21 protein-coding genes and 1 rRNA gene are annotated in these 21,087 nt (G+C 41.2%); 7 read left to right on the top strand and 15 right to left on the bottom strand.

From position 1 onward, the window contains the following. A 16S ribosomal RNA gene (locus tag CZ382_RS23315) occupies window positions 1-126 on the bottom strand; the annotation flags it as partial. A 620-nt stretch (window positions 127-746) separates the two neighbouring features. Further along, complete coding sequence (locus CZ382_RS23310) at window positions 747-1,622, bottom strand: nucleotidyltransferase-like protein (RefSeq protein ID WP_088053435.1); 876 nt, start codon at window positions 1,620-1,622, stop codon at window positions 747-749. A 127-nt stretch (window positions 1,623-1,749) separates the two neighbouring features. Between CZ382_RS23310 and CZ382_RS23305 the strand changes: the two genes are divergently transcribed. Continuing rightward, the gene (locus CZ382_RS23305) at window positions 1,750-2,139 is read left to right on the top strand and encodes a YgzB family protein (protein ID WP_088053434.1); all 390 of its coding nucleotides are present in this window, start codon (window positions 1,750-1,752) and stop codon (window positions 2,137-2,139) included. A 455-nt stretch (window positions 2,140-2,594) separates the two neighbouring features. Here the strand turns inward: CZ382_RS23305 and perR are convergent, their stop codons facing one another. From perR to CZ382_RS23275, 6 genes are all read right to left on the bottom strand, one after another. Next, a complete protein-coding gene (perR, locus tag CZ382_RS23300) occupies window positions 2,595-3,044 on the bottom strand; it encodes a peroxide-responsive transcriptional repressor PerR (protein ID WP_088053433.1) in 450 nt (149 codons plus the stop codon). A gap of 266 nt (window positions 3,045-3,310) precedes the next feature. Continuing rightward, on the bottom strand, window positions 3,311-3,871 hold the full coding sequence (locus CZ382_RS23295; RefSeq protein WP_088053432.1) for a cob(I)yrinic acid a,c-diamide adenosyltransferase: 561 nt from the start codon (window positions 3,869-3,871) through the stop codon (window positions 3,311-3,313). A gap of 1 nt (window position 3,872) precedes the next feature. Beyond that, complete coding sequence (locus CZ382_RS23290; protein ID WP_088053431.1) at window positions 3,873-4,823, bottom strand: D-2-hydroxyacid dehydrogenase; 951 nt, start codon at window positions 4,821-4,823, stop codon at window positions 3,873-3,875. Window positions 4,824-5,020: 197 nt separating this feature from the next. Next, window positions 5,021-5,683 carry a sugar transferase gene (locus CZ382_RS23285; protein ID WP_088053430.1) on the bottom strand — a complete coding sequence of 221 codons (663 nt, stop codon included), beginning with the start codon at window positions 5,681-5,683 and terminating at the stop codon, window positions 5,021-5,023. Window positions 5,684-6,083: 400 nt separating this feature from the next. After that, entirely contained in the window at window positions 6,084-6,551 is a 468-nt protein-coding gene (bcp, locus tag CZ382_RS23280; RefSeq protein ID WP_088053429.1) for a thioredoxin-dependent thiol peroxidase, read from the bottom strand. Between the two features lie 59 nt (window positions 6,552-6,610). After that, window positions 6,611-7,048: a potassium channel family protein gene (locus CZ382_RS23275; protein ID WP_088053428.1), complete on the bottom strand. Its 438-nt coding sequence runs from the start codon at window positions 7,046-7,048 to the stop codon at window positions 6,611-6,613. Between the two features lie 432 nt (window positions 7,049-7,480). On the opposite strand from CZ382_RS23275, the gene CZ382_RS23270 reads away from it, so the two are divergent. The 5 genes from CZ382_RS23270 to CZ382_RS23250 all read left to right on the top strand — a co-directional run bounded on the left by CZ382_RS23270 (window position 7,481) and on the right by CZ382_RS23250 (window position 13,720). Then, window positions 7,481-8,182: a response regulator transcription factor gene (locus CZ382_RS23270; RefSeq protein ID WP_088053427.1), complete on the top strand. Its 702-nt coding sequence runs from the start codon at window positions 7,481-7,483 to the stop codon at window positions 8,180-8,182. Continuing rightward, window positions 8,179-9,213 (top strand): sensor histidine kinase, encoded by a 1,035-nt coding sequence (locus tag CZ382_RS23265; RefSeq protein ID WP_088053426.1) that lies wholly within the window; start codon window positions 8,179-8,181, stop codon window positions 9,211-9,213. Before CZ382_RS23270 ends, CZ382_RS23265 begins: the two co-directional genes overlap by 4 nt. A 271-nt stretch (window positions 9,214-9,484) precedes the next feature. Then, entirely contained in the window at window positions 9,485-10,261 is a 777-nt protein-coding gene (locus tag CZ382_RS23260) for an ABC transporter ATP-binding protein (protein WP_088053425.1), read from the top strand. Beyond that, a complete protein-coding gene (locus CZ382_RS23255; RefSeq protein ID WP_088053424.1) occupies window positions 10,236-12,155 on the top strand; it encodes an FtsX-like permease family protein in 1,920 nt (639 codons plus the stop codon). The genes CZ382_RS23260 and CZ382_RS23255 overlap by 26 nt, the downstream gene beginning before the upstream one ends. A gap of 269 nt (window positions 12,156-12,424) precedes the next feature. Next, window positions 12,425-13,720, top strand: coding sequence for a glutamate-1-semialdehyde 2,1-aminomutase (locus CZ382_RS23250; RefSeq protein ID WP_088053423.1), 1,296 nt, complete (start codon window positions 12,425-12,427; stop codon window positions 13,718-13,720). Between the two features lie 150 nt (window positions 13,721-13,870). Here the strand turns inward: CZ382_RS23250 and CZ382_RS23245 are convergent, their stop codons facing one another. The 5 genes from CZ382_RS23245 to mutY form a co-directional block, all read right to left on the bottom strand. Then, complete coding sequence (locus CZ382_RS23245; protein WP_140392764.1) at window positions 13,871-14,218, bottom strand: hypothetical protein; 348 nt, start codon at window positions 14,216-14,218, stop codon at window positions 13,871-13,873. A gap of 5 nt (window positions 14,219-14,223) precedes the next feature. Then, on the bottom strand, window positions 14,224-15,990 hold the full coding sequence (locus CZ382_RS23240; protein WP_088053421.1) for an ABC transporter ATP-binding protein: 1,767 nt from the start codon (window positions 15,988-15,990) through the stop codon (window positions 14,224-14,226). A gap of 223 nt (window positions 15,991-16,213) precedes the next feature. Further along, window positions 16,214-16,741 (bottom strand): nucleoside tri-diphosphate phosphatase, encoded by a 528-nt coding sequence (gene ntdP / locus CZ382_RS23235; protein ID WP_088053420.1) that lies wholly within the window; start codon window positions 16,739-16,741, stop codon window positions 16,214-16,216. Between the two features lie 112 nt (window positions 16,742-16,853). Beyond that, a complete protein-coding gene (locus CZ382_RS23230; RefSeq protein WP_088053419.1) occupies window positions 16,854-17,039 on the bottom strand; it encodes a gamma-type small acid-soluble spore protein in 186 nt (61 codons plus the stop codon). A gap of 142 nt (window positions 17,040-17,181) precedes the next feature. Further along, window positions 17,182-18,252, bottom strand: coding sequence for an A/G-specific adenine glycosylase (gene mutY, locus CZ382_RS23225; protein WP_088053602.1), 1,071 nt, complete (start codon window positions 18,250-18,252; stop codon window positions 17,182-17,184). A 384-nt stretch (window positions 18,253-18,636) separates the two neighbouring features. Between mutY and CZ382_RS23220 the strand changes: the two genes are divergently transcribed. Beyond that, the gene (locus CZ382_RS23220; RefSeq protein ID WP_088053418.1) at window positions 18,637-19,611 is read left to right on the top strand and encodes a metal-dependent hydrolase; all 975 of its coding nucleotides are present in this window, start codon (window positions 18,637-18,639) and stop codon (window positions 19,609-19,611) included. Between the two features lie 18 nt (window positions 19,612-19,629). Here the strand turns inward: CZ382_RS23220 and CZ382_RS23215 are convergent, their stop codons facing one another. Both CZ382_RS23215 and recX read right to left on the bottom strand, forming a co-directional pair. Beyond that, window positions 19,630-19,974, bottom strand: a complete 345-nt coding sequence (locus CZ382_RS23215) for a YfhH family protein (protein ID WP_088053417.1) — start codon at window positions 19,972-19,974, stop codon at window positions 19,630-19,632. A gap of 254 nt (window positions 19,975-20,228) precedes the next feature. After that, window positions 20,229-21,041: a recombination regulator RecX gene (gene recX / locus CZ382_RS23210; protein ID WP_088053416.1), complete on the bottom strand. Its 813-nt coding sequence runs from the start codon at window positions 21,039-21,041 to the stop codon at window positions 20,229-20,231. Window positions 21,042-21,087: the final 46 nt, after the last annotated feature.

Here is a 21,087-nt window from a genome sequence, read left to right as displayed (position 1 = left end):
TCACCCGTCCGCCGCTCGTTCCACTAGCGTCCTCCCGAAGGATTCCGCTTGCTTCCCGCGCTCGACTTGCATGTATTAGGCACGCCGCCAGCGTTCGTCCTGAGCCAAGATCAAACTCTCCAAAAAAGTTTGTATAAGATTAACACCAATTAATCTTATGAAATGTCTTAGCTTCAAAAATTGATTTCAGTGTCAAAAGCACTTCATCGGAATCTGACCTCCGGCTTCTGACCTCTGACATCCGTTCACATACTGGTTGTTTTGTTCAGTTTTCAAAGAGCAAATTTGTTTGCTGTTTTTCAACAGCGACTTTATTATAATACCACATCGAGCATTTCAAGTCAACAAGAAATTTTACTTTTTATTTCTTGTTGAAGACTTCTATTCACGTTGCTTTTTCGCAACGGAATTAACTTTACCATGCTTGATATGCAAAGTCAACGGGTTTTTTAAAAAATAAATTTTTCCATTTATCACAAAACCTGTATTACGAATATCAAAACCTTTTCGTTGACAAAGACTTCGGCTGTATCCCTTTAGCATAGCCTTTATAAATAAGCTTTTCTTGTCTGCTACTTAATGCCGGCCGAGCGTAAGTAAGACCAAAATAGTAGAACCCTGTTTTCCATTTGGTTTATCCGAGATGCCAGTAAAAGGTACATCTCATAATCGTTGTAAGTAGCAACGGTTATTTTAAAGAGGGTCAGGAAATTGGCCGGTTACACCAATTTCCAATACTCCCTGAATCAGCGCTCACTGTCAATCCTATATTTACGATGATAGACACCTGCACCTTTCGTTTCCGTTAGCTCCGTCTGAATAATTTCCTTTTCAATCAGGTAAGCAACCATCGCCATTAAATCAAGTGCATACGCCGCTACTCTGGGATCCGATTTTAGCTCTCCATATGTCCAAGCATCTTTTTTGGATTTAATTACATCCAATAAATGCTTGGCCGATACTTTGGCACGACTGCTGATCACAAAATCGGCAGCAAGAATCATTAACTGCACCCGTTTATTTAATTCCTCGTGACTTTCGATTAATTCATCATATAATTTATACACCTCTGGATCGATCTGCTTCACTTGACTCCAAACCGTTACTTCTGGATGGTATCCTTTTTCAATTACAGCAAGCCTGGCCAAATAATGAAGGGAATGAACAATTCTACTATAGGCATCTTTATACTGAGCTGATTCATAAAGATCTTTTGCATCACTATAACTTCTTATCAGCTTTCCGAATTCTATTGCCTTGCGTAAATTTCGTTTCCCCTGCGGAAATTCCCGAAGCTGTTCCTTTAAGTTGGCAATAAATTCGTTACGGTCAAAAATCACCTTGCCGTATATTAACCAAGCAACGGCTTTTCGATATCCGCTTGTATCAATCCATTTCATAAGCAATTCATTTGTAATGACATGCATCGCTGCCGTTTTTTCGTCAAATTCATAATGTTTCACTTGCCATGGCTGAATGGCATCCTTGACAATAATTAATAATATGACATCCAAATTATCAGTGATTGGACTGTTAGGTTTCATCTTCTCGATTACTAGCACACCGAGCGTGTTTTCATCACTTGCTCGTTCCTGGTAAATGGGTCTCAACAAGTCTTCCATTTTAATTCCTCCAATAACATGTATACTAATATAATTCGCTGGAAGACGGAAATATCCTTTTTCAGAAACGAAATATCATATAAAATATGGTATACTTGCCTGTGTAATAATGAAGGGAGAAATACCAATGGCTGACAAGTTAGTCTATTCCAGTAAAATAAATAAAATCCGTACTTTTGCCCTGAGCTTGGTTTTTGTTGGTATTGCAATAATGTATGTCGGGATACTAACCAAAAAAATACCATGGCTCATGGCAATCTTTTTCATTTTAGGAATGCTTTCCGTTATTTTAAGCTGTGTTGTTTACTTTTGGATTGGCATGTTGTCAACAAGAGCGGTTCCCATTATCTGTCCAAGCTGTGAGAAGCCGACAAAAATGCTTGGCCGGGTGGATGCCTGTATGCACTGTAAACAGCCGCTAACCCTTGATAAAGATTTGGAAGGCAAGGAATTTGATGAACGATATAATTCAAGACACTACCGAAGAGAGTTAAAAGCGAATAAAAAGCATAATTAATAAAATCCGTCGTATAGACGGTTTTTTTGTTTTTTCAACGCTTAATATACTGGAGTTGTTGTTCCGGGGATATGCATTATGCATGTTATCAGAGTTTGCCTTGATTCGCCAATGGGCTTTGCATTCTTATTGGCATACAGGTGATTTCCGTTTTTACCGGCATACAGACTGCGTTACTCCACTTCGTAGTGGTTATAGATCTAATATTGCACTCGGGTCGATTTTTATAGGGCCCGATTGAATTGACACCAAGGGCCAATCAATTCCACACGGCACTCGATTGATTTAACTCCCCACCGACCGATTCTGTTTGGTGCTCAATTGATTTACGAACTCTTTTAGGTTTTATATTGGAACCAACGCCATTTTTATTTCATTTTGCTGTCATTATCCAAATCCAAATAAAAAATCCAAATGTCATTTCAAACATCTGGATTTTAAACGGAATATAATTATTAGTGCTTCTGCGCTTCAACTGCTTGACATTCTTTGCATTTCCCGTAAACTTCCATTCGGTGATGACTTACTTCAAACCCGGTAACCTGTTCAGCAAGTGATTCCACTTCATCCAGACTTGGATAATGGAAATCCACTATTTTGCCACACTCCTCACAAATAATGTGGTAATGTTCGGTTGTGTTACAATCAAATCGGCTTGAAGAATCGCCATATGTCAGCTCGCGAACCAATCCTATTTCCCGAAGAACACGCAAATTATTGTATACGGTAGCGACACTCATATTCGGAAATTTACCCTCAAGTGCTTTATATATTTCATCTGCTGTTGGGTGAACCAAGGAATTAAGAAGATACTCAAGAACCGCATGACGCTGTGGTGTAATCCTTACGCCTGATTCTTTTAATGTATTAATCGCTTCACGTAATTTCCGTTCTGACACCGTCATGCACCCCACTTTCGTTTGATATTACATTAATATTAATACTGGATATGCAAAAGCTATATCTCTGTTTCATATTCAGATTGACTAGTTGCATTCTTAAATTATAATTCTTATAATTAGTGTAACCGTTCCAGCTATGTTCTGTCAATATAAGTATATTACTGTCTGAGAATTATTATCACAAGACAACATGAAAAATTAATGGAAATTTATATAAAAAACAAGCAGTATCTCCCCAACCGAGAACACACTACTTGTAGAACACTCCTCTAAACATCAGCCTTTAACGGTATTTCCTTCCCACCCAAACACTGATTAACATATCTTGCCGCAACAAACAGAAAGTCGGATAACCGGTTTAAATAAGATAACACAAGCGGATTCGCCAATTCTTCCTCCAGACCAACCGCTGTCCGCTCTGCGCGCCTTGCGACAGTACGTGCAGCGTGCAGGGCACTGGAGGCACTGTGACCAGACGGCAAAATAAAGTTGCGGAGCTTTGCCAATTCTTTATCCCACGTATCGATTTGTTCCTCCAGTTCTTTAATATATTCCTTTTTCAGCTTCCACGTTACCTCTTTTTCACTTGGTGTCGCCAATTCCGCACCAGCATGAAACAAAATCGTTTGAACGCGGTGCATGATTTCCAGAAATTCTTTTTTCCCGTCCCATGTTTCATTTTCTAAAAAGCTTAATGCAAGACCGATCATGGAATTCGTTTCATCACAGGTCCCATACGCTTCTACACGCAAGTCATTCTTCGGGACACGCTTCCCATAAATTAGTGAGGTTGTTCCTTTATCCCCACTCCTCGTATAAATCCGTACCATTTTAATACCCCCTGGCCAAATCGATTTGATTCATATAATCCGTGCTATCCTGCAAATACGTATCAAGGTTTCTTGTAAAAATTTCTAATGCCCGTGTCACATATTCCGGCGAAACACCGGAAATATGCGGTGTTATGGTAATGTTTTCTTCTTGCCATAGTGGGCTGTCTTCCGGAAGCGGCTCCGTCTCAAACACATCCAAAATGGCATGCGCAATTTCCCCTTGCCGAATCGCCTTTAGTACAACATCCGTCTTTACTGCATCTCCGCGACCCATATTCAGGAAAACTGCATGATCAGGCAGTTTTTGAAAATGGTCATATGTATAAAAATACGTTGTCTCCGCCGTACTTGGCAGCACCGATACAACAATATCTATTTCTGGCAGCAGCCGATCGAATGCAGCTGTCGAATAATTTTCATCAAAATGTTCGACTGGGCGGCCGCTTCTGGAAACACCGATCGTTTTCATCCGGAATGCTTTGGCCAGCCGTGCTACTTCCTGTCCAATTGCGCCGGCACCAGCGATCAGCATCGTCTTGCCAGTCAGCTCCTGCATCCGTACACTCTTATCCCAATAATGGTTCGTCTCGTTATGCAACAATGTTTTTGTCTGACGATAGACTTGCAGCAGCAGTGCAATGACGTATTCAGACATCGGCGTCTTGTGAATTCCCCGGGCATTGGTTACAAGGATGTTCCGATTTTTAAGGCTAGTTAGTGGCATCTGATCCATCCCTGCCGACAGCACCATGATCCATTTTAAATTTACCGCTTTTTCAATAAGATCATCTGTCAAATCACCCCCGTACGTTGCCAACACTTCTGCTTCAGGTAAAACGGCACTGGCTTCCTTCATATTGTCACAGAACACAAAGGATTGCTCCGGATAATCCTGCATTAATTTCTTCTGATGTTTTGCTGATAATTTTGTGGAAAAAAGGATCGTCAAACTGCTCCCCCCTGACTAGGTTTTAGGTATTCCTAGTTATATAGTAAACGGTATCGGCCGATTTGAACAGGAAGAAGGCTGCTTTCAAAAACTAACACTGGGAATGGCTTCACTCCCTATATTTTGTCGAATTTAATTTCAAGTTGGGAGCAGACTCCCAGAGAAACCGCTTCTATACCAGACAGTAAACCGCGCACTTAATTCACCCGTTTCGCCCCGCCGAGCGACCGGAACAGGATTTTCATATCAAATCGGAATGAACAATTTCTTACATAGTAAAGGTCATAAGCAATTTTAAGGCCATGTTTTGCTTCAATTACGAAACCATTCACTTGGGCATATCCAGTCATTCCAGGCCTTACCTTAAGCCGTTTTTCCTGGATGTCATTATAATACGTTGTGATTTCTGGAATTTCCGGCTGGGGGCCGACCAAGCTCATATCCCCTTTTAAAACATTGAGAAGCTGGGGTATTTTGTCAATGTGATATTTCCTTAGACGAGCACCAAACCTTGTTACCCTTGTTTTGTCGTTTGATTGGTATGTGAAGGTGCCCGGAACACCATCGGCCCATGAATCGGGAAATGGATGTGGCGGAAATGCGCGGATCACCCTTGAAGGGACAGTCTTTGTTCTAAACGTCCACATGATAAAAACACGATTGTTCTTACCTGCCCTGGCTCGTTTCAGCAATACTGGCTGGCCGTCTTTTTTGTAAATATATATACAAATAACAAGGATAAGCGGGGCTAATATAGTTAATAGAACAAGACTGATGGCAATATCCAGTAACCGTTTAACAAAGGCATACATGTTTATCCGACTTGTAGCGTACGTTCTTGCATTTGGTCTTAATTCCATCCTCGAACCACCTCGAATAATCAGAATAGGTTTGTCTATTCTAACTTATTCAGGGAATCGGATTGATAGAACAAGCAAAAACGCTTTCCCGTCGGGGGACTTCTTCTGTTTCCAGCTGGATAGGAACAAAGGCGCAAGCGCCCGATTAGCGGCGTATATGCTGGACTGAGCCGTAGGAGATAAAGGAAACACGACGACCAAAGGGAGTCGATGTTGACTTATCGTACGAAGGTGAAGGAAGCATACTAGCCGCTGGGCGCTGGAGCCGGACGTGGCTTATCCGGTTATTAAGTTATCCGCAGCCACCAAATTTTATAATTTCCTAGACAGCAAAAGAAAAAGACAGCCCAGCAACTGGACTGCCCTTCGTTATTAGTTAACAAATTTACGAAATGAAACGTTATAGATTTTCCTTAATAAATTGCAGTGCTTCTTCTACATGTCCGTCTACCTTCACTTTACGGAATTCTTTTTGCAGTTTTCCTTCTTTATCAATAATAAATGTCGAACGTTCAATACCATAATACTCTTTACCGAAATTTTTCTTCAGCTTCCATACACCGTATTCCTCCGCCACTTTGTGATCCTCATCCGCTAATAAGTGAAACGGCAGGTCATGTTTGTCGATAAATTTCTGATGACGGTCAACCGGATCCGGACTTACACCGATAATTACCGCATCAAGCTCCCCAAAGCTTGCATGCTGATCACGGAAATCACAAGCTTCCGTTGTACAGCCCGGTGTCATGTCTTTTGGGTAAAAATAGAGGACAACATGCTTCCCTTTATAATCACTCAGGCTCACTTGTTTCCCATCCTGATTCGGTAGTGTAAAATCTGGTGCAATGTCGCCAACTTTAATTGTCATGATAAACCCCTCCATCGATAATATGCTATCATTACTATAACATTACAAGGGATATTCAGCTAATCATTGCGATTATTCTGGGAATACTGCACCAGTTTCAACACGAATGCAGTTGGTAACACGTAGCCGATCAGTGCTTCAACAAGGGCAATGAACCGGCCAATCCCTACTGGCGTAATATCGCCGTAGCCTATTGTTAACAACGTGACTCCGCTAAAATAAAAGGAATGGATAACCGAACCAATTACACTGACTTCTCTTAATTCCCCACCTTCTATTAATGTAATATGCTGAAATGACAAGATAAGATAGATTAATCCAAAACCGATAATAACAATCGCATAGATCACGAGTAATGTATAAAAAATTTCTGCAGAAAAGCGAATTTCCTTCATTTCAACCTGAAAATTGTATTTGCCACTACGAATAAAACTAATCAGGCTTGTCAAAATAATCATACAGATAATGAGTAATACAATCCATAAAAAAATATGCATAGGATCCCCTTCTATTTTCATACTTTTCCTATCATATGCTCATCCATAAAATAGTTTGCCATTTATTTTTTTCTTTTAAAAACTTATAAATTTAGAAATTAACTGCTGTTAAATTAAGCAAAAATGAGCCACGTCCAGCTTCAGCGCCCAGCGGCTAGTGGACTTCCCTCACCTCCGTACGATAAGTCAACATCGGTTCGGGGAAGGAGGAAGGCCGACTAAGAACGGACTTTGCGTCCAACGTCGGCATACCCCTATGAAGGGGCATGTTTCCTTTATCTCCTGCGGTTGTTTGTTCGGTTAAAACCGCTGCTCCCGGCAGCAACACCGAACCACCCGCGTTGCGCGGGCGCAGTCTATACGCCGCTAAACGGGCGCTTGCGCTTTTGGCCCTTATTGCGATACGATATGGCTAGAAGGGATTGATATTCCATGAAACGGATTTTTTTAGTCGAAGATGATCCGAAAATTGCCGCACTTCTAAAGGATTATCTTGAAAAATATGAGTATGAGGTCATGATCGCACAGCAATTTGATACTATTTTGGACGAATTCAAGCAGGTCGATCCGCACCTTATTTTATTAGACATTAACCTCCCAAGATATGATGGCTTTTACTGGTGCAGGCAAATCCGCAGCATTTCTAATTGCCCGATTATTTTTGTATCGGCCCGGGACAGCGGCATGGATCAGGTGATGGCAATTGAAAATGGCGGTGATGACTATATCACAAAACCTTTTAATTTTGATGTTGTCCAGGCAAAAATCAAAGGAATTATCCGGCGCATTTATGGGGAGTATGCAGTAGCCAAACAAGCCGAATTACTTGAAATAGATGGACTTCACCTGCATTTAACCGCTATGGAAATCGAATATCACGAGCAAACCGCCCAGCTCACCAAAAATGAATTTGTTCTGTTAAAGGCATTTATGGATCAACTACATCACGTGTTATCAAGAGTCTTTTTACTGGAAATGCTTTGGGACGATGAACAATTTGTTGATGATAATACATTGTCGGTAAACATTACCAGACTAAGAAGAAAGCTTGCAGATATTGGTATCCAGGATAGTATCCAGACGGTTCGGGGTGCTGGATATAAAATGGTTAACACATGGGGCGAGACAGTATGAAACATTTTTTAAACGATCAGCTTTCCTATATCTTGTTTTTTTACTCACAGCTTGCATTAGTGATCATCACGGCACAATTGACCGCCACAAGTTTACATGTACCAATGGGGGCAGGAATGATCTTTTACATGTTTTTATTACCAACCTGCTTTTTGCTGATCTTTTTAGGGTTCCGCTACAATAAATTCCGCGACTTTTATACAAATATGAATAGCGATGAGGCCGACCAGCTTGATCATTCCTGGTTTCCAGATCCGCCCAATCATTTGTTGGAAAATGTTAAAGCGCAGCATGAAAAACAATACACCAGCTACCGTCAACAAGTAGAAGCACTGGAAGCGCAGAAACAGTTGGAGTTTGATTTCATTCAGCAATGGGTACACCAGATGAAAACACCTGTCTCGGTAATGCATTTAACGATGCAAAAGGAAAAATTACAATTACCTGAAGACTTTTTGCACAGTATGCAGGAAGAAATGGAACGACTGACACAAGGTCTGGATATGGCATTGTATCAATCACGACTGCAAAAATTTGATCGGGACTTTCATGTGGAAAAGGTTGTACTTAAAACACTTGTAAAAGATGCCATTCAGGAATTTAAGTCAAGCTTTATCCGCAATCAGGTTTTCCCGGAGTTATCAATTGATGAAACAATCATTGTTGCAACCGACCCGAAATGGTTCCGGTTTGTCTTGAATCAGCTCATTTCCAATGCAATCAAATATTCGCACGATTCTTCGGAAAAGATCTATTTCACAGCCGAAGTTATTGGCAAAAAACTGGCACTGCACATTCGCGATCATGGGTATGGCATTCCATCACAGGATATCAAACGCGTATTCGATCCATTTTTTACGGGTATGAATGGCCGGACCTTCCGAGAATCAACGGGAATGGGCTTGTATTTATCAAAAGAAATATGTGAAGCACTTGGACATACGATCACGATTTCCTCAGAAAAGGGTATCGGTACAACGGTAACCATAACATTCGAAAACACGGTTACAAAGGAGAATTTACCCGACTAGCAAAGTACCGATAAGGCGCCACGTCCTGTGACAATTTGTGGATATTCTGCTTCCTTCTTAATGCCCCTAGACGCTTAGAACTCAGTATTTAACCAAAAGAAACCTTTCAATTATGTAAGGTTTCTTTTTTGATTGAAAGATAAGGCAATAGTTAGGCAACTAAATTTACGGTAAACTAAAGATAGCAGCTTATAGAGGATGTTCAAAAAGTCACCAAATGCATAAGCAGCGACTTTTTGAACTCGTACTTATATCAAAAGGGGTTAAGAAAATGAACGTACTTGTAGCGGAAAACTTATCAAAAGTATATGGCTCAAAACGCGGTGTGCAGCATAAAGCATTAAGCCAATTCAAACTGGCTGTGGAAAAAGGGGAATTTCTCGGGATCATGGGCCCGTCCGGCAGCGGAAAAACAACATTATTAAATATTCTGGCCACGATTGACCGCCCAACCGCCGGAAATGTCGTTATAAACGGCAAAAACGTCCATTCGTTATCGAAAAACAAGCTATCCAAGTTTCGCAGGGAAGAAATGGGCTTTATTTTTCAGGATTATAATCTGCTTGATACCCTGACAATTGGTGAAAATATTTTACTACCTTTAACACTTTTAGGAGAAAAGGTAAAAGAAATGGAGAAAAAGATGGTTCTTATAACCAAACAGCTTGGTATCGATACCATCATTAATAAACGGACATATGAAGTATCCGGCGGGCAAATGCAACGAGCGGCGATTGCTCGGGCAATTATTCATGACCCGACCATTATGTTTGCCGATGAACCAACTGGAAATCTTGATTCCAAATCCTCACTAAAGGTTATGGAAGCATTCAGTACATTAAACAAAATCCGGCAAACGACGACAGTGATGGTTACCCATGATCCGTTTGCAGCAAGCTTCTCGGAGCGGGTCATTTTTATTAAAGACGGCAAATTATTTAACGAAATTCATCGTGGCGAAAACCGGCAAACATTTTTCCAGGACATTTTAAACGTACTATCATTACTAGGAGGAAACACGGATGACCTTCAAACAATTCGCTTTTAACAATGTAAAGCGGAATACAAGGCAGTATTTAAGCTACTTCTTAAGCTGTATGTTTGCCGTAACGGTTTTCTTTATGTATGCCGTTGTTGTATTTCATCCTGACATTCAAGGGACTGAATTTCGTGACATTGTTCAGCGAGCAATTATTCTTTCAGAAATTATTATTTACGGATTTTCCTTTTTATTCGTATTATTTTCAACCGGGGCGTTTATTAAATCCAGGAAAAAGGAATATGGACTCTTAACAACGCTTGGCATCAGCAAGTCACAATTGAATCGCATGCTGATGCTGGAAAATACGATTATTGGTGTCGCCTCTATCGTTTCCGGCTTGTTACTTGGCGCCTTGTTAACCAAACTGTTTCTAATGGTTTTTTCGCAGGTATTGGGGATTAATCAGATTTTACCATTTTATTTGTCGTTAAAAGCAATTGGGCTAACGGCGGTATTATTCTTTATCATGTTTGAATTAAACTCGCTTGCTGTTGTCTGGACATTACGCACCAATTCCATTATGGAGGTTTTCCGAGGGTCAAGAGGTCCGAAAAAGGCACCAAAGTTTTCCTCATTTCTAAGCATATTAGGTGTTTGCTTCGTCGGGATAGGCTATTACCTTGCTTATATTTCGGATGTATATACGATTTTTATTTATATGATTCCTATTTTATTATTCGTTGTTTTAGGAACCTACCTGCTTTTCACACAGTTTAGTATCGCGTTTATTCAACTGCTGAAACGGAAAAAAGGACTTTATTTTAAAAACTTGAATCTGCTGACTGTCGCTGATTTAGCCTATAAATTAAAGGATAATGCAGCTACATTATTTATGGTAACAACGTTAAGTGCAGTTGCTCTCACAGCTTCAGGCGTTCTATTCAGTTTATTTCATGGTGTCGAGGCTGAGGCAGAACGTTTTGTTCCACAGGATGTATCACTCATCAGTAAAGGTGAAAATAATCTGGAAGCTTTTCAAAAAGAAGTAGCTTTTATCGAAAATTCTTTTAAGAAAAAAGACATAGCATTTGCGCAAAAGCAGGTTCAATCTGTCCAGACAAAGCTTGGGTCAGGCAACGATTATTGGAATGATGTACACGTTCAAATTTATGCATATTCGGATTACCAATCAATTTCCAGGCTCCATGGTAAAAATGTTCCCTTCCATGTAAATAGTGAGGAAGCTATCGTACTGTTTCCAGAATATGCTAGACAAACGAACAGGTGGGAATTGCCTTCGGAGTTGACGATTGCAGCCAAAAATAAATCAGTTCGATTACCAGTTGAACCTGCAATGTCGAATTTGAATTCTACTATCTATAGTTCATTTAATATTGTTGTATCTGACCAGTTGTTTGAACAATTCAGGCAAACTGCTGCCGAAAGTGAAATAATTAACGCCTATTCCATGAATATTCCGAATTGGACATCGTACATTCCAGAAACAGAGCAAATTTTATCAAACATTGACTCGGAAGAAGTGTATCCAGATTCACAAGCAGATTACTACTTGAAAATGAAGGATGGGATGGCTTATTTGTTCTTTTTTGGTATATTTATAAGTGTACTATTCTTTTTGGCTGCCGGATCTATTTTATATTTTCGAATGTATCGCGACATCGACAATGATTTACACCATTATCATTCGTTGTACAGAATCGGACTTACCGATCAGGAAATGCGAAAAATTGCCACAAGACAACTCGTTTTTTTATTTTTTATTCCATTTCTGGTCGCTGTTGTTCATGCTGCTTTTGCCTTTAAAGCACTGCAAAACATGATGGCTGCATCTGTACTTGTGCCAAGTATGATTATTATTTTGTTCTTTTTCGTTGTCCATCTAATCAACTTTTTCTTCATTCGGAATGTTTATACGGCAAAATTGAAGAAGGTTATGTAAAACCCTTGGGGATCGGGACTGATGTATTGTGCGGTTCACGGTTGAGATTATCATTGTGCGTTTGGATTTTGTTGAGCGCTTTCTGCCGGACAGACGCTTGATTCTGTCCACTGCGCACGTCCACGCGTTCGGCAACGAGTCTCGCCGGAAATTGTGCGCTCGAATCACTTTATTACCCAGTCGTAGATGGAGATCCGCGTAATTGTATCCTTTTATCATGCTCCCGATTCGGGTTTTTCACAAATTTTTCATCAGGAGGCATTATCGTAATGGATTTTACCAAATCAAAACAATTACATGAAGAAGCACTTCAGCATATTGTTGGTGGTGTTAATTCGCCATCCCGGGCTTACAAGGCTGTCGGTGGTGGTGCACCCGTTTACATGGAACATGCGAAAGGTGCTTATTTCTGGGATGTCGACGGAAACAAATACATCGATTATCTTGCAGCATATGGACCGATCATCACTGGACACGCTCACCCACACATAACGAAGGCAATCTCATATGCCGCGACAAATGGAACGTTATATGGGACGCCGACTGCATTGGAAAATAAATTTGCCAAGATGTTGAAGGCAGCAATTCCTTCACTTGATAAGGTGCGATTTGTCAATTCAGGGACGGAGGCTGTCATGACGACTGTTCGTGTAGCACGTGCGTACACGGGGCGGACAAAAGTGATCAAATTTGCCGGCTGCTATCATGGTCATTTTGATGCCGTATTGGTCCAGGCAGGATCGGGACCAGCTACACTTGGCACACCTGACTCGGCGGGGATTCCTAAATCCGTAGCCGAGGATGTCATCACCGTGCCGTTTAACGATCTTGCTGCATTTCAGGAAGCGATTAATAAGTGGGGCAGCGAAATTGCCGCAGTATTAGTTGAACCGATTGTCGGCAATTTTGGGATTGTCGAACCGGAGGAAGGATTTTTGCAAGCAGTTAACGAAATCACACATAAAGCTGGTGCACTGGTTATTTACGATGAAGTAATCACCGCGTTCCGGTTTACATATGGCAGCGCCCAGCAAGTATACGGGATCGAACCAGACATGACCGCAATGGGAAAAATCATCGGTGGCGGTTTACCGATCGGTGCGTACGGCGGTCGTGCGGACATCATGGAACAGGTAGCCCCACTTGGACCAGCGTATCAAGCAGGAACAATGGCTGGAAACCCCGCTTCAATAGCAGCAGGTATTGCCTGTCTGGAGGTTTTGCAAGCGGATGGTGTCTATAAGAAACTTGATCAGTTAGGCGCGCGTTTGGAGACGGGTATTGTAAATAAGGCATCCGAAGTTGGGATTCCAATTTCTATAAACCGTTTATGTGGCGCCCTTACCGTTTACTTTGGTGACGGGAAAATTATAAATTATGCTGATGCTGAAGCAAGCGATGGCGACGCATTTGCCAAGTTCTTCAAGTTAATGCTGCACGAGGGTATTAATTTGGCACCATCAAAATATGAAGCCTGGTTCTTGACAACCGAACATAGTGAAGAAGACATTGATGTTACAATCGAAGCATGCGGCCGGGCATTTAAGGCAATGGCCGCTAAATGATTAACAAAAGTGCACACCTTGTTTTGGGTGTGCACTTTTGTTCGTTAAACGGATTCACTGTCGAGGTTTTGTGTTTTCCGGTTGATGTTTCTGTGCTCCGGACGATGTTTCTGCGCTCCGGTTGATGTTTCCTCGCTCCGGCAGATGTTCCTACTCTCCGGTTGATGTTTCTGCGCTCCGGTTGATGTTTCCTCGCTCCGGAAGATGTTCCTGCTCTCCGGCAGATGTTCCTGCTCTCCGGACGATGTTTCTGCGCTCCGGTTGATGGTTCCTCGCTCCGGACGATGTTTCTGCGCTCCGGTTGATGGTTCCTCGCTCCGGACGATGTTTTCGGGCTCCGGACGATGTTTTCGGGCTCCGGACGATGTTTTCGGGCTCCGGACGATGTTTTCGGGCTCCGGACGATGTTTTCGGGCTCCGGACGATGTTTTCGGGCTCCGGACGATGTTTTCGGGCTCCGGCAGATGAAAACTCCCACCTTACAGGGGGAGTTTTCATCAACATCAAGTTCCAATATAATCCGGCTGATCCAGGTTTTGCACCTGATACAAATCATAATAACTGCCTTGCCGTTTCATTAATTCCTCATGTGACCCGATTTCAATGATCTCACCATGCTCAATCACCACGATTCGATCGGCATGAGTTATCGTTGCAAGACGGTGTGCGACAATAAATGTTGTCCGGTCGGAGGCAAGTTTTTCTACCGCTTCCTGAATGGTATGCTCACTTTCCAGGTCAAGTGCCGATGTTGCTTCATCAAATATTAGAATCGGCGGATTTTTTAAAAATACCCGGGCAATGGCGATGCGCTGTTTTTGTCCACCTGATAGCTTGACACCACGCTCACCGACTAATGTGTCATAGCCCTGTGGTAAATCGCGAATAAATACGTCAGCATTGGCAGCTTTTGCGGCAGCAACTATTTCTTCATCCGTTGCCTCGGGATGTCCCATCCGGATATTCATCGCTATTGATTCAGAAAACAATGTATTATCCTGCAAAACCATCCCAATGTTGTCACGTAATGAACGGGCTTCGACATCACGAATATCAATTCCGTCTACCTTAATAGAGCCCGTATTCACATCATAAAATCTCGGAATCAAGCTAATAAGCGTAGATTTTCCTCCCCCGCTCATTCCAACAAATGCGATTGTTTCACCCTTTTTCACATGTAATGTCACATCTTTTAAGACAGGGGCTTCCTCTGCATCATATTGAAAGGAAACATTCTCGATATCAACAGTACCTTCCACCCGGCCTAGCTTCTTCGCATCCGGTTTGTCGATAATGTCGTATTTTTCATTTAAAAATTCGAAAACCCGATCGATTGAGGCAATGGATTGTGTCAATGTAGTAGACGAATTCACCAATCTTCGCAATGGACTGTATACACGTTCCATATACCCGACAAACGCAACCATTGTCCCCATTGTCAAATTACCGTTAATGACTTGATAGCCAGCAAAAGCAATAACAAGTAATGGCGCTAAATCCGTAATGGTATTTGTTACAGCAAATGTCTTGGCATTCCAGTCTGTATGACGTAATGCACGATCTAAAAAGTTTGCGTTTCGTTTATCAAATTGTGTTTGTTCATAATCTTCAAGGGCAAAGCTTCTTGTTACAGGTATCCCCTGCACTCTTTCATGCAAATGTCCCTGCACCTCAGCAAGTGCCTGTGAGCGATCCCTGGTCAGCCGACGTAATCTTCCATAGAAATATTTAATTGAAAAACCGAAAAATGGAAAGAGAATAATTGCAACGATTGTCAACGGAATGTCCATTGTAACCATGATACCAATTGCGATTATAATCGTGATCATATCGAGCCAAATGTTCATTAGTCCGGTTATCACAAAGATTTTCGATTGTTCGACATCATGTATTACCCGGGAAATAATTTCGCCGGTTTTTGTCTGAGAATAATATCTCAGGCTAAGTTTTTGAATATGATCAAAGAGCCGATCCCTTATATCATACAGTATTTTGTTCCCTACCCATTGCGCTAAATATTGTCGAATATATTCAATGGGTGGACGTAACACAAGGAACACAACAAATGCTCCTCCCATTACCCAGAAAAGCTTGGCTGTTTTTGCCGAATTACTCATATCATCCGCGCCTATAATATTGTCAATAACGTATTTTAAAATAAGTGGCAAAAGTAAAGGAATGGCAAATTTAACAATTCCTATCAGAACCGTCCAAATGATTTTCCACTTATAAGGTTTAACAAATTGCATGTATTGTTTAATACTACTCATAATTAGCCCCGCCTCACCGGTACAATAGAAAAGCCTTGCTACCGTTGTAACAAGGTTGTTTCCTGTTTTAGTATTTGCTTATTTGTAACCGTTATGAACGAATAATCGGTTACATAAAGCATTATATGGTTAATTGAAATAACAGGCAACCAATCCGCTTGATCACATAGCGAAAATAAAACCTGTTGTAGTAACCTAATGATAGTATGTTTTAACTTTCACACTATCTGTACGTCAGATACCGTTCATACCACCCATCAATAAAATCCGGGGAAAATGGGCCTTGCCGCTGGCGAATCCAGCGCAACAGGTAATCCAGGTTTTTATGTAATATACGATCGATAATGACCGGATAATTCATTTGTGCTTTATGCTCCTCGTATTCATCCTCATCCAATATATCAAATGTCATATCCGGATAAACCTTTACATCCAAGTCATAATCAATATATTTTAACGCTTCTGCATCATACACAAAAGGTGACCCAATATTACAATAGTAGTAAATACCATCTGTTCGGAGCATGCCGATAATATTAAACCAGAAGCTGGAATGAAAATAGCAAATGGCAGGTTCCCTGGTTACCCACGTTCTGCCATCACTTTCAATTACTCCGGTTTTATCATTTGCGGCAATAACAATCGATTCCGTGCCTTTTAAAACGAGACTGTTCTCCCATACTCGATGCAGCTGACCATTATGTTTGTAGCTATATATTTTAATTTTCGAACCTGCCTTGGGACCAGCCATGAAATCTTCCCTTCCTATCCTGTATCTTCCTCTATTATAACGTAACACAGGGAAAACGACAAAAAGAGCTTCCTGGGCAGGAAACTCTTTTTGTTAAAATCGGGGTAGGTAGTTACTTCTTATTTTGTTGAGATTTTTGGTTTTGTTTTCTTACTTCTTGTGCGTTTGTTTCAGATGCAAATTCAGTACCAAATTGACCTTGTTGTCCTTGACTCTGGCCTTGTGCTGCTTGTTGATTTTGCTGTCTTACTTTTTGAGCGTTAGTACCAGAAGCCTGTTGGTTCGGTTGCTTAGCCATCTATATCACCTCCGCACTACTTAACATCTCCACTTAGCAAAAAGTTATCCACTATTATTGATTGGTAAAGTTGTCTTCAGCTGTAAAATTATAACATGTCCGAATAAAGGCAAAGGAATAACATAAATATATAAGACAAGCTCTAGTCCAATATATACTTCAGCATCTTTTGGTGGGAAACCGGGAATGGGTATAAACGCAAATCTTCAGGCTTAACAAAGATAATTCGTTCATCAGCCGTTTCCGTTTGCATGGTCATTGCATGAAATATTTCAAGCTGCCAGATTAAATGGGAAAATACATGTTTTAATGTTCCCGCTTTGTCACCAATATTCATTTGCACACCATATTCGGCAAAGAACCAGTTTGTTATGTGTTCCATGCCAATTTCATCGATTGGTGCCATGGGGAACTGCCATAAATTTGCTAACAGCCCGTTTTCAGCCCGTTTTTCAATCATATATTGGTTTTGTTCATTTTTAATTAACAACGCAGCATAAGTGGTAGTCTTTTGCTTTTTTCCTTTGGTTTTAACCGGCAGTTCCTGTTCCAGCCCATCAGCGAATGCACGGCAATGCTCTTGTACCGGGCAAAGCATGCATGAAGGTGTTTTCGGGGTACAGACAAGTGCACCTAACTCCATTACTCCTTGGTTAAATGATGATGGATCAGCAGTAGAAATAAGCTCAGCAGCAATTTTTTCGAACAATTTTTTCGTGGAGGGCTTGGCAATATCCTCATCAATATTCAATACCCTGGCAAAAACGCGCATTACATTACCGTCGACTGCAGGCTGCGGCTGATCATAGGCGATCGAAAGAATAGCACCTTTTGTATATGGTCCAACGCCTTTTAATGAACCTAAAGCTGCCGGGCTATCCGGCACTTTTCCACCATAGTCTGCAACTACCTCTCTTACAGCGGTTTGCAGATTGCGGGCACGTGAATAATAACCTAGACCCTCCCATGACTTAAGCACATCTTGTTCGTCAGCTTCTGCTAATGCATAAGGCGTTGGATATTTTTCAATAAACTGCTGAAAATAAGGGATAACCGTATCCACTTTTGTTTGCTGGAGCATGATTTCGGAAACCCAGATTTTATATGGATCCTGCGTCCTGCGCCACGGCAGGTCGCGTTTATTTGCCTGATACCAATTGATTAAATCCTGTTGAAATGCAGGAATGTCAAAATTTCGTAACGTTTTATCCAACAAAATACTTCATCCTTTATGATACAATAATAACAAAGGCGGAAGCGCCCGGTTAGCGGCGTATATGCTGCGCCCTGCCAAGCAGGGTGGTTCGGTGTTGTCGCGCAAAGCGGCGGTTTTAACCGAACATTCCTACCGTAGGAGATAAAGGAAACACGACGACCAAAGGGAGTCGATGTTGACTTATCGTACGGAGGCGGGTGTTGCATACTAGCCGCTGGGCGCTGGAGCCGGACGTGGCCTACTCTGGCATGAGCAGAATAGAGCCTAGATTTTTATACTTTCTTATCCAATTAAATAAAACAAAAATACTAATACACACAGAACCGTACACATTTTTTATCCAAAATTCAATCGAAACAGTCCTAAGGAGGAACTTGTTTTATGGATACTGCTACCCATATTGTTATGGGCGTTGCACTTGGAGGTATTGCGACGCTTGATCCCGTCGTGCAAAGTGATCCTGTATTATTTCATGCCGTTTTAGTTGGAACAGTCGCAGGATCCCATGCACCGGACTTTGATACAATTTTAAAAATGAAAAGCAATGCTGTTTATATACGTAATCACCGTGGGGCGACACACTCCATTCCAGCCATTCTTATGTGGGGTATTCTAATTGCTGGTATCATCCATGCATTTGTCCCGCAAGTAAATCTGTTTCATCTATGGGCCTGGACATTTCTGGCGGTAATCATCCACGTACTCGTTGATATTTTCAATGCCTATGGAACACAAGCATACCGTCCATTCACTGACCGATGGGTTGCCCACGGATTCATCAATACATTTGATCCGTACATTTTTCTGTTGCATATAGCAGGTATCATTGCCTGGATACTTGGTGCGGATCCCGGCTATACCTGGCTAATCATTTATACCGTAATCCTATTATATTACATTAAACGATACCTTGATAAGCGGGAAATTGTAAGAAAAATAAACGATTATTTCCCTGATACGGAAAAGATTGCCACATCACCAACGATTAAACAAAATAAGTGGCGGGTAGCCATTACCGCAAAGGATAAGTTTTACGTCGGCACAGTTGAAAATGGTCACATTCAAATTGTCGATGAGTTCAAGAAAATACCATTACCAAAGACAAAAATAATGGAGCTGGCCCAAAAAGATGCAAATATCGCTGCATTTTTATCCTTCTCACCCATTTATCGCTGGGAAATAAATGATTTCGACGATTTCACTGAGGTTCGATTTATTGACCTTCGCTATCGGTCAAAAGGCCATTATCCATTTGTTGCGGTCGTGCATATCGACGATAATATGCACATTATGAGCTCATATACGGGATGGATCTATTCCGAACAAAAACTGCAAAATAAGCTCCTGTTCACATAGAGGGAGACAGTCCCTTTGCTAAGAGAGACTGTCCCCTACTTTATCCCCTAATAACGAAATTGGTACGGCTTCTTCCTTCTCATATGTTTCGTTAAGCAAATTAATCCGGTGACCCCAAGCGAATACACCATTAAGATAATTAATTTTAAACCGATGGCCGGGATCTCCATTCAATTGATAGATATCATCGGCGTGAAAATCTTCCGGGTTCAGCATGTACGCCATTGCTACCTGCATTTTTCGTTCATTGATGGCCACTTCGCTAATGTTGCCAAGCTGCTCAGCCTTTTGTGCCTTTTCCTTAAGCCGCCCTACTTCCTCTCTTAGCTGTTCAATCGAATAATCACTATATCGATAATCCATTATTTCTTCTCCCTTCCATCTAACAGTTACATTTTATCAACAGTTTAGGAAAAAAAGAAATGATTGGGATCACGTATTAATGAGAATAAAGTGAGGGAATGACCAATAGCGGGCATTAGCAATATACTAAAAATGGATATCATGTGTTTTTACAGGGACGAACCGATAAGAAATTACATATGGTTCAGCATGAAATTACGAAAGCAGGTCGTAAAAGCAAAAGCCGGAAAAATAACATGCTTCCGGCCGGTAACTTATTCGTTTTCATACTCATCCAGAAACCGATTGATTAACTCAAGGGAAAATCCTTTCCGGAACAGCGCTTCTTTCATTTTATTTTGTAACGCGAACCCGGAAAACTTTGGCTGGTATTTTCGCAACAATTTCTCGCCATTATAGATAAGTGCATCCCATTCGGCGTTGTTTTCTTTTTGATTGTCTATTTCCGTGAGAACATCCTTGATAACATCATGATCGAACCCTTTTTGCATCAGGCTGGCTTGTAATTGCTGCAGCTTTTGCCGAAACGATTTCTTGCTGCCAGACGTGAGTTTTTTTTCTGCTAATTTATACGCTTTTTCATATTGCATGCCATATGTATATTGCTCGGCAGCAGAACTGGCAATTGCCGCTGAAACACCTTTTTCCAGTAATTCTTGCTGGATAAGCCTTGGCCCCTTACTTGATGTCTGAATTCGTGTTTTAACAAAAGCGTCAGCAAATTGCTCGTCATCAACTAATTTTTCCTTTTGCAGGCGGTCCATTATATTTGTAATATGTACCTCATCGACTTCTTTTTTCGCTAAATAATCCATTATTTCTTTTTTTGTCCGCATCCGGTAGCTTAAAAAGCTTATCGCCAGGGTATATGACTTATGAAGGGAATCCTGTTTTACAAGTGTGAAAATTGCTGCATCGTCCAGCTCAAGCCCTTTTCGCAACCTGTATTCGATCAGCACCGCTTCATTGACACTAAAACCGTATTTTTCACCGTGACCATCGTCTAAAAAAATATTATAGCGATTTCTATGCTTCTTTTGTGTCGTAATCCGGGAAATTACAGACATAACTCACCACCCCTTTTCTTTATAATAACAAAAGTTGTCCAGAAAC

The sequence above is a fragment of the Virgibacillus dakarensis genome (assembly GCF_900155625.1).
Lineage (GTDB): Bacteria > Bacillota > Bacilli > Bacillales > Amphibacillaceae > Lentibacillus_C > Lentibacillus_C populi.
Note: the sequence above shows the minus strand (reverse complement) of the source record. Positions and strands in the feature narration are given on the sequence as shown.

Coding starts and splice junctions, on each gene's coding strand:
- CZ382_RS23310 (WP_088053435.1), bottom strand. CDS start 1,622: ATGGAAGACTTGTTGAGACCCATTTACCAGGAACGAGCAAGTGATGAA.
- CZ382_RS23305 (WP_088053434.1), top strand. CDS start 1,750: ATGGCTGACAAGTTAGTCTATTCCAGTAAAATAAATAAAATCCGTACT.
- perR (WP_088053433.1), bottom strand. CDS start 3,044: ATGACGGTGTCAGAACGGAAATTACGTGAAGCGATTAATACATTAAAA.
- CZ382_RS23295 (WP_088053432.1), bottom strand. CDS start 3,871: ATGGTACGGATTTATACGAGGAGTGGGGATAAAGGAACAACCTCACTA.
- CZ382_RS23285 (WP_088053430.1), bottom strand. CDS start 5,683: ATGGAATTAAGACCAAATGCAAGAACGTACGCTACAAGTCGGATAAAC.
- bcp (WP_088053429.1), bottom strand. CDS start 6,551: ATGACAATTAAAGTTGGCGACATTGCACCAGATTTTACACTACCGAAT.
- CZ382_RS23275 (WP_088053428.1), bottom strand. CDS start 7,048: ATGCATATTTTTTTATGGATTGTATTACTCATTATCTGTATGATTATT.
- CZ382_RS23270 (WP_088053427.1), top strand. CDS start 7,481: ATGAAACGGATTTTTTTAGTCGAAGATGATCCGAAAATTGCCGCACTT.
- CZ382_RS23265 (WP_088053426.1), top strand. CDS start 8,179: ATGAAACATTTTTTAAACGATCAGCTTTCCTATATCTTGTTTTTTTAC.
- CZ382_RS23260 (WP_088053425.1), top strand. CDS start 9,485: ATGAACGTACTTGTAGCGGAAAACTTATCAAAAGTATATGGCTCAAAA.
- CZ382_RS23255 (WP_088053424.1), top strand. CDS start 10,236: ATGACCTTCAAACAATTCGCTTTTAACAATGTAAAGCGGAATACAAGG.
- CZ382_RS23250 (WP_088053423.1), top strand. CDS start 12,425: ATGGATTTTACCAAATCAAAACAATTACATGAAGAAGCACTTCAGCAT.
- CZ382_RS23245 (WP_140392764.1), bottom strand. CDS start 14,218: ATGAAAACTCCCCCTGTAAGGTGGGAGTTTTCATCTGCCGGAGCCCGA.
- CZ382_RS23240 (WP_088053421.1), bottom strand. CDS start 15,990: ATGAGTAGTATTAAACAATACATGCAATTTGTTAAACCTTATAAGTGG.
- ntdP (WP_088053420.1), bottom strand. CDS start 16,741: ATGGCTGGTCCCAAGGCAGGTTCGAAAATTAAAATATATAGCTACAAA.
- CZ382_RS23230 (WP_088053419.1), bottom strand. CDS start 17,039: ATGGCTAAGCAACCGAACCAACAGGCTTCTGGTACTAACGCTCAAAAA.
- CZ382_RS23220 (WP_088053418.1), top strand. CDS start 18,637: ATGGATACTGCTACCCATATTGTTATGGGCGTTGCACTTGGAGGTATT.
- CZ382_RS23215 (WP_088053417.1), bottom strand. CDS start 19,974: ATGGATTATCGATATAGTGATTATTCGATTGAACAGCTAAGAGAGGAA.
- recX (WP_088053416.1), bottom strand. CDS start 21,041: ATGTCTGTAATTTCCCGGATTACGACACAAAAGAAGCATAGAAATCGC.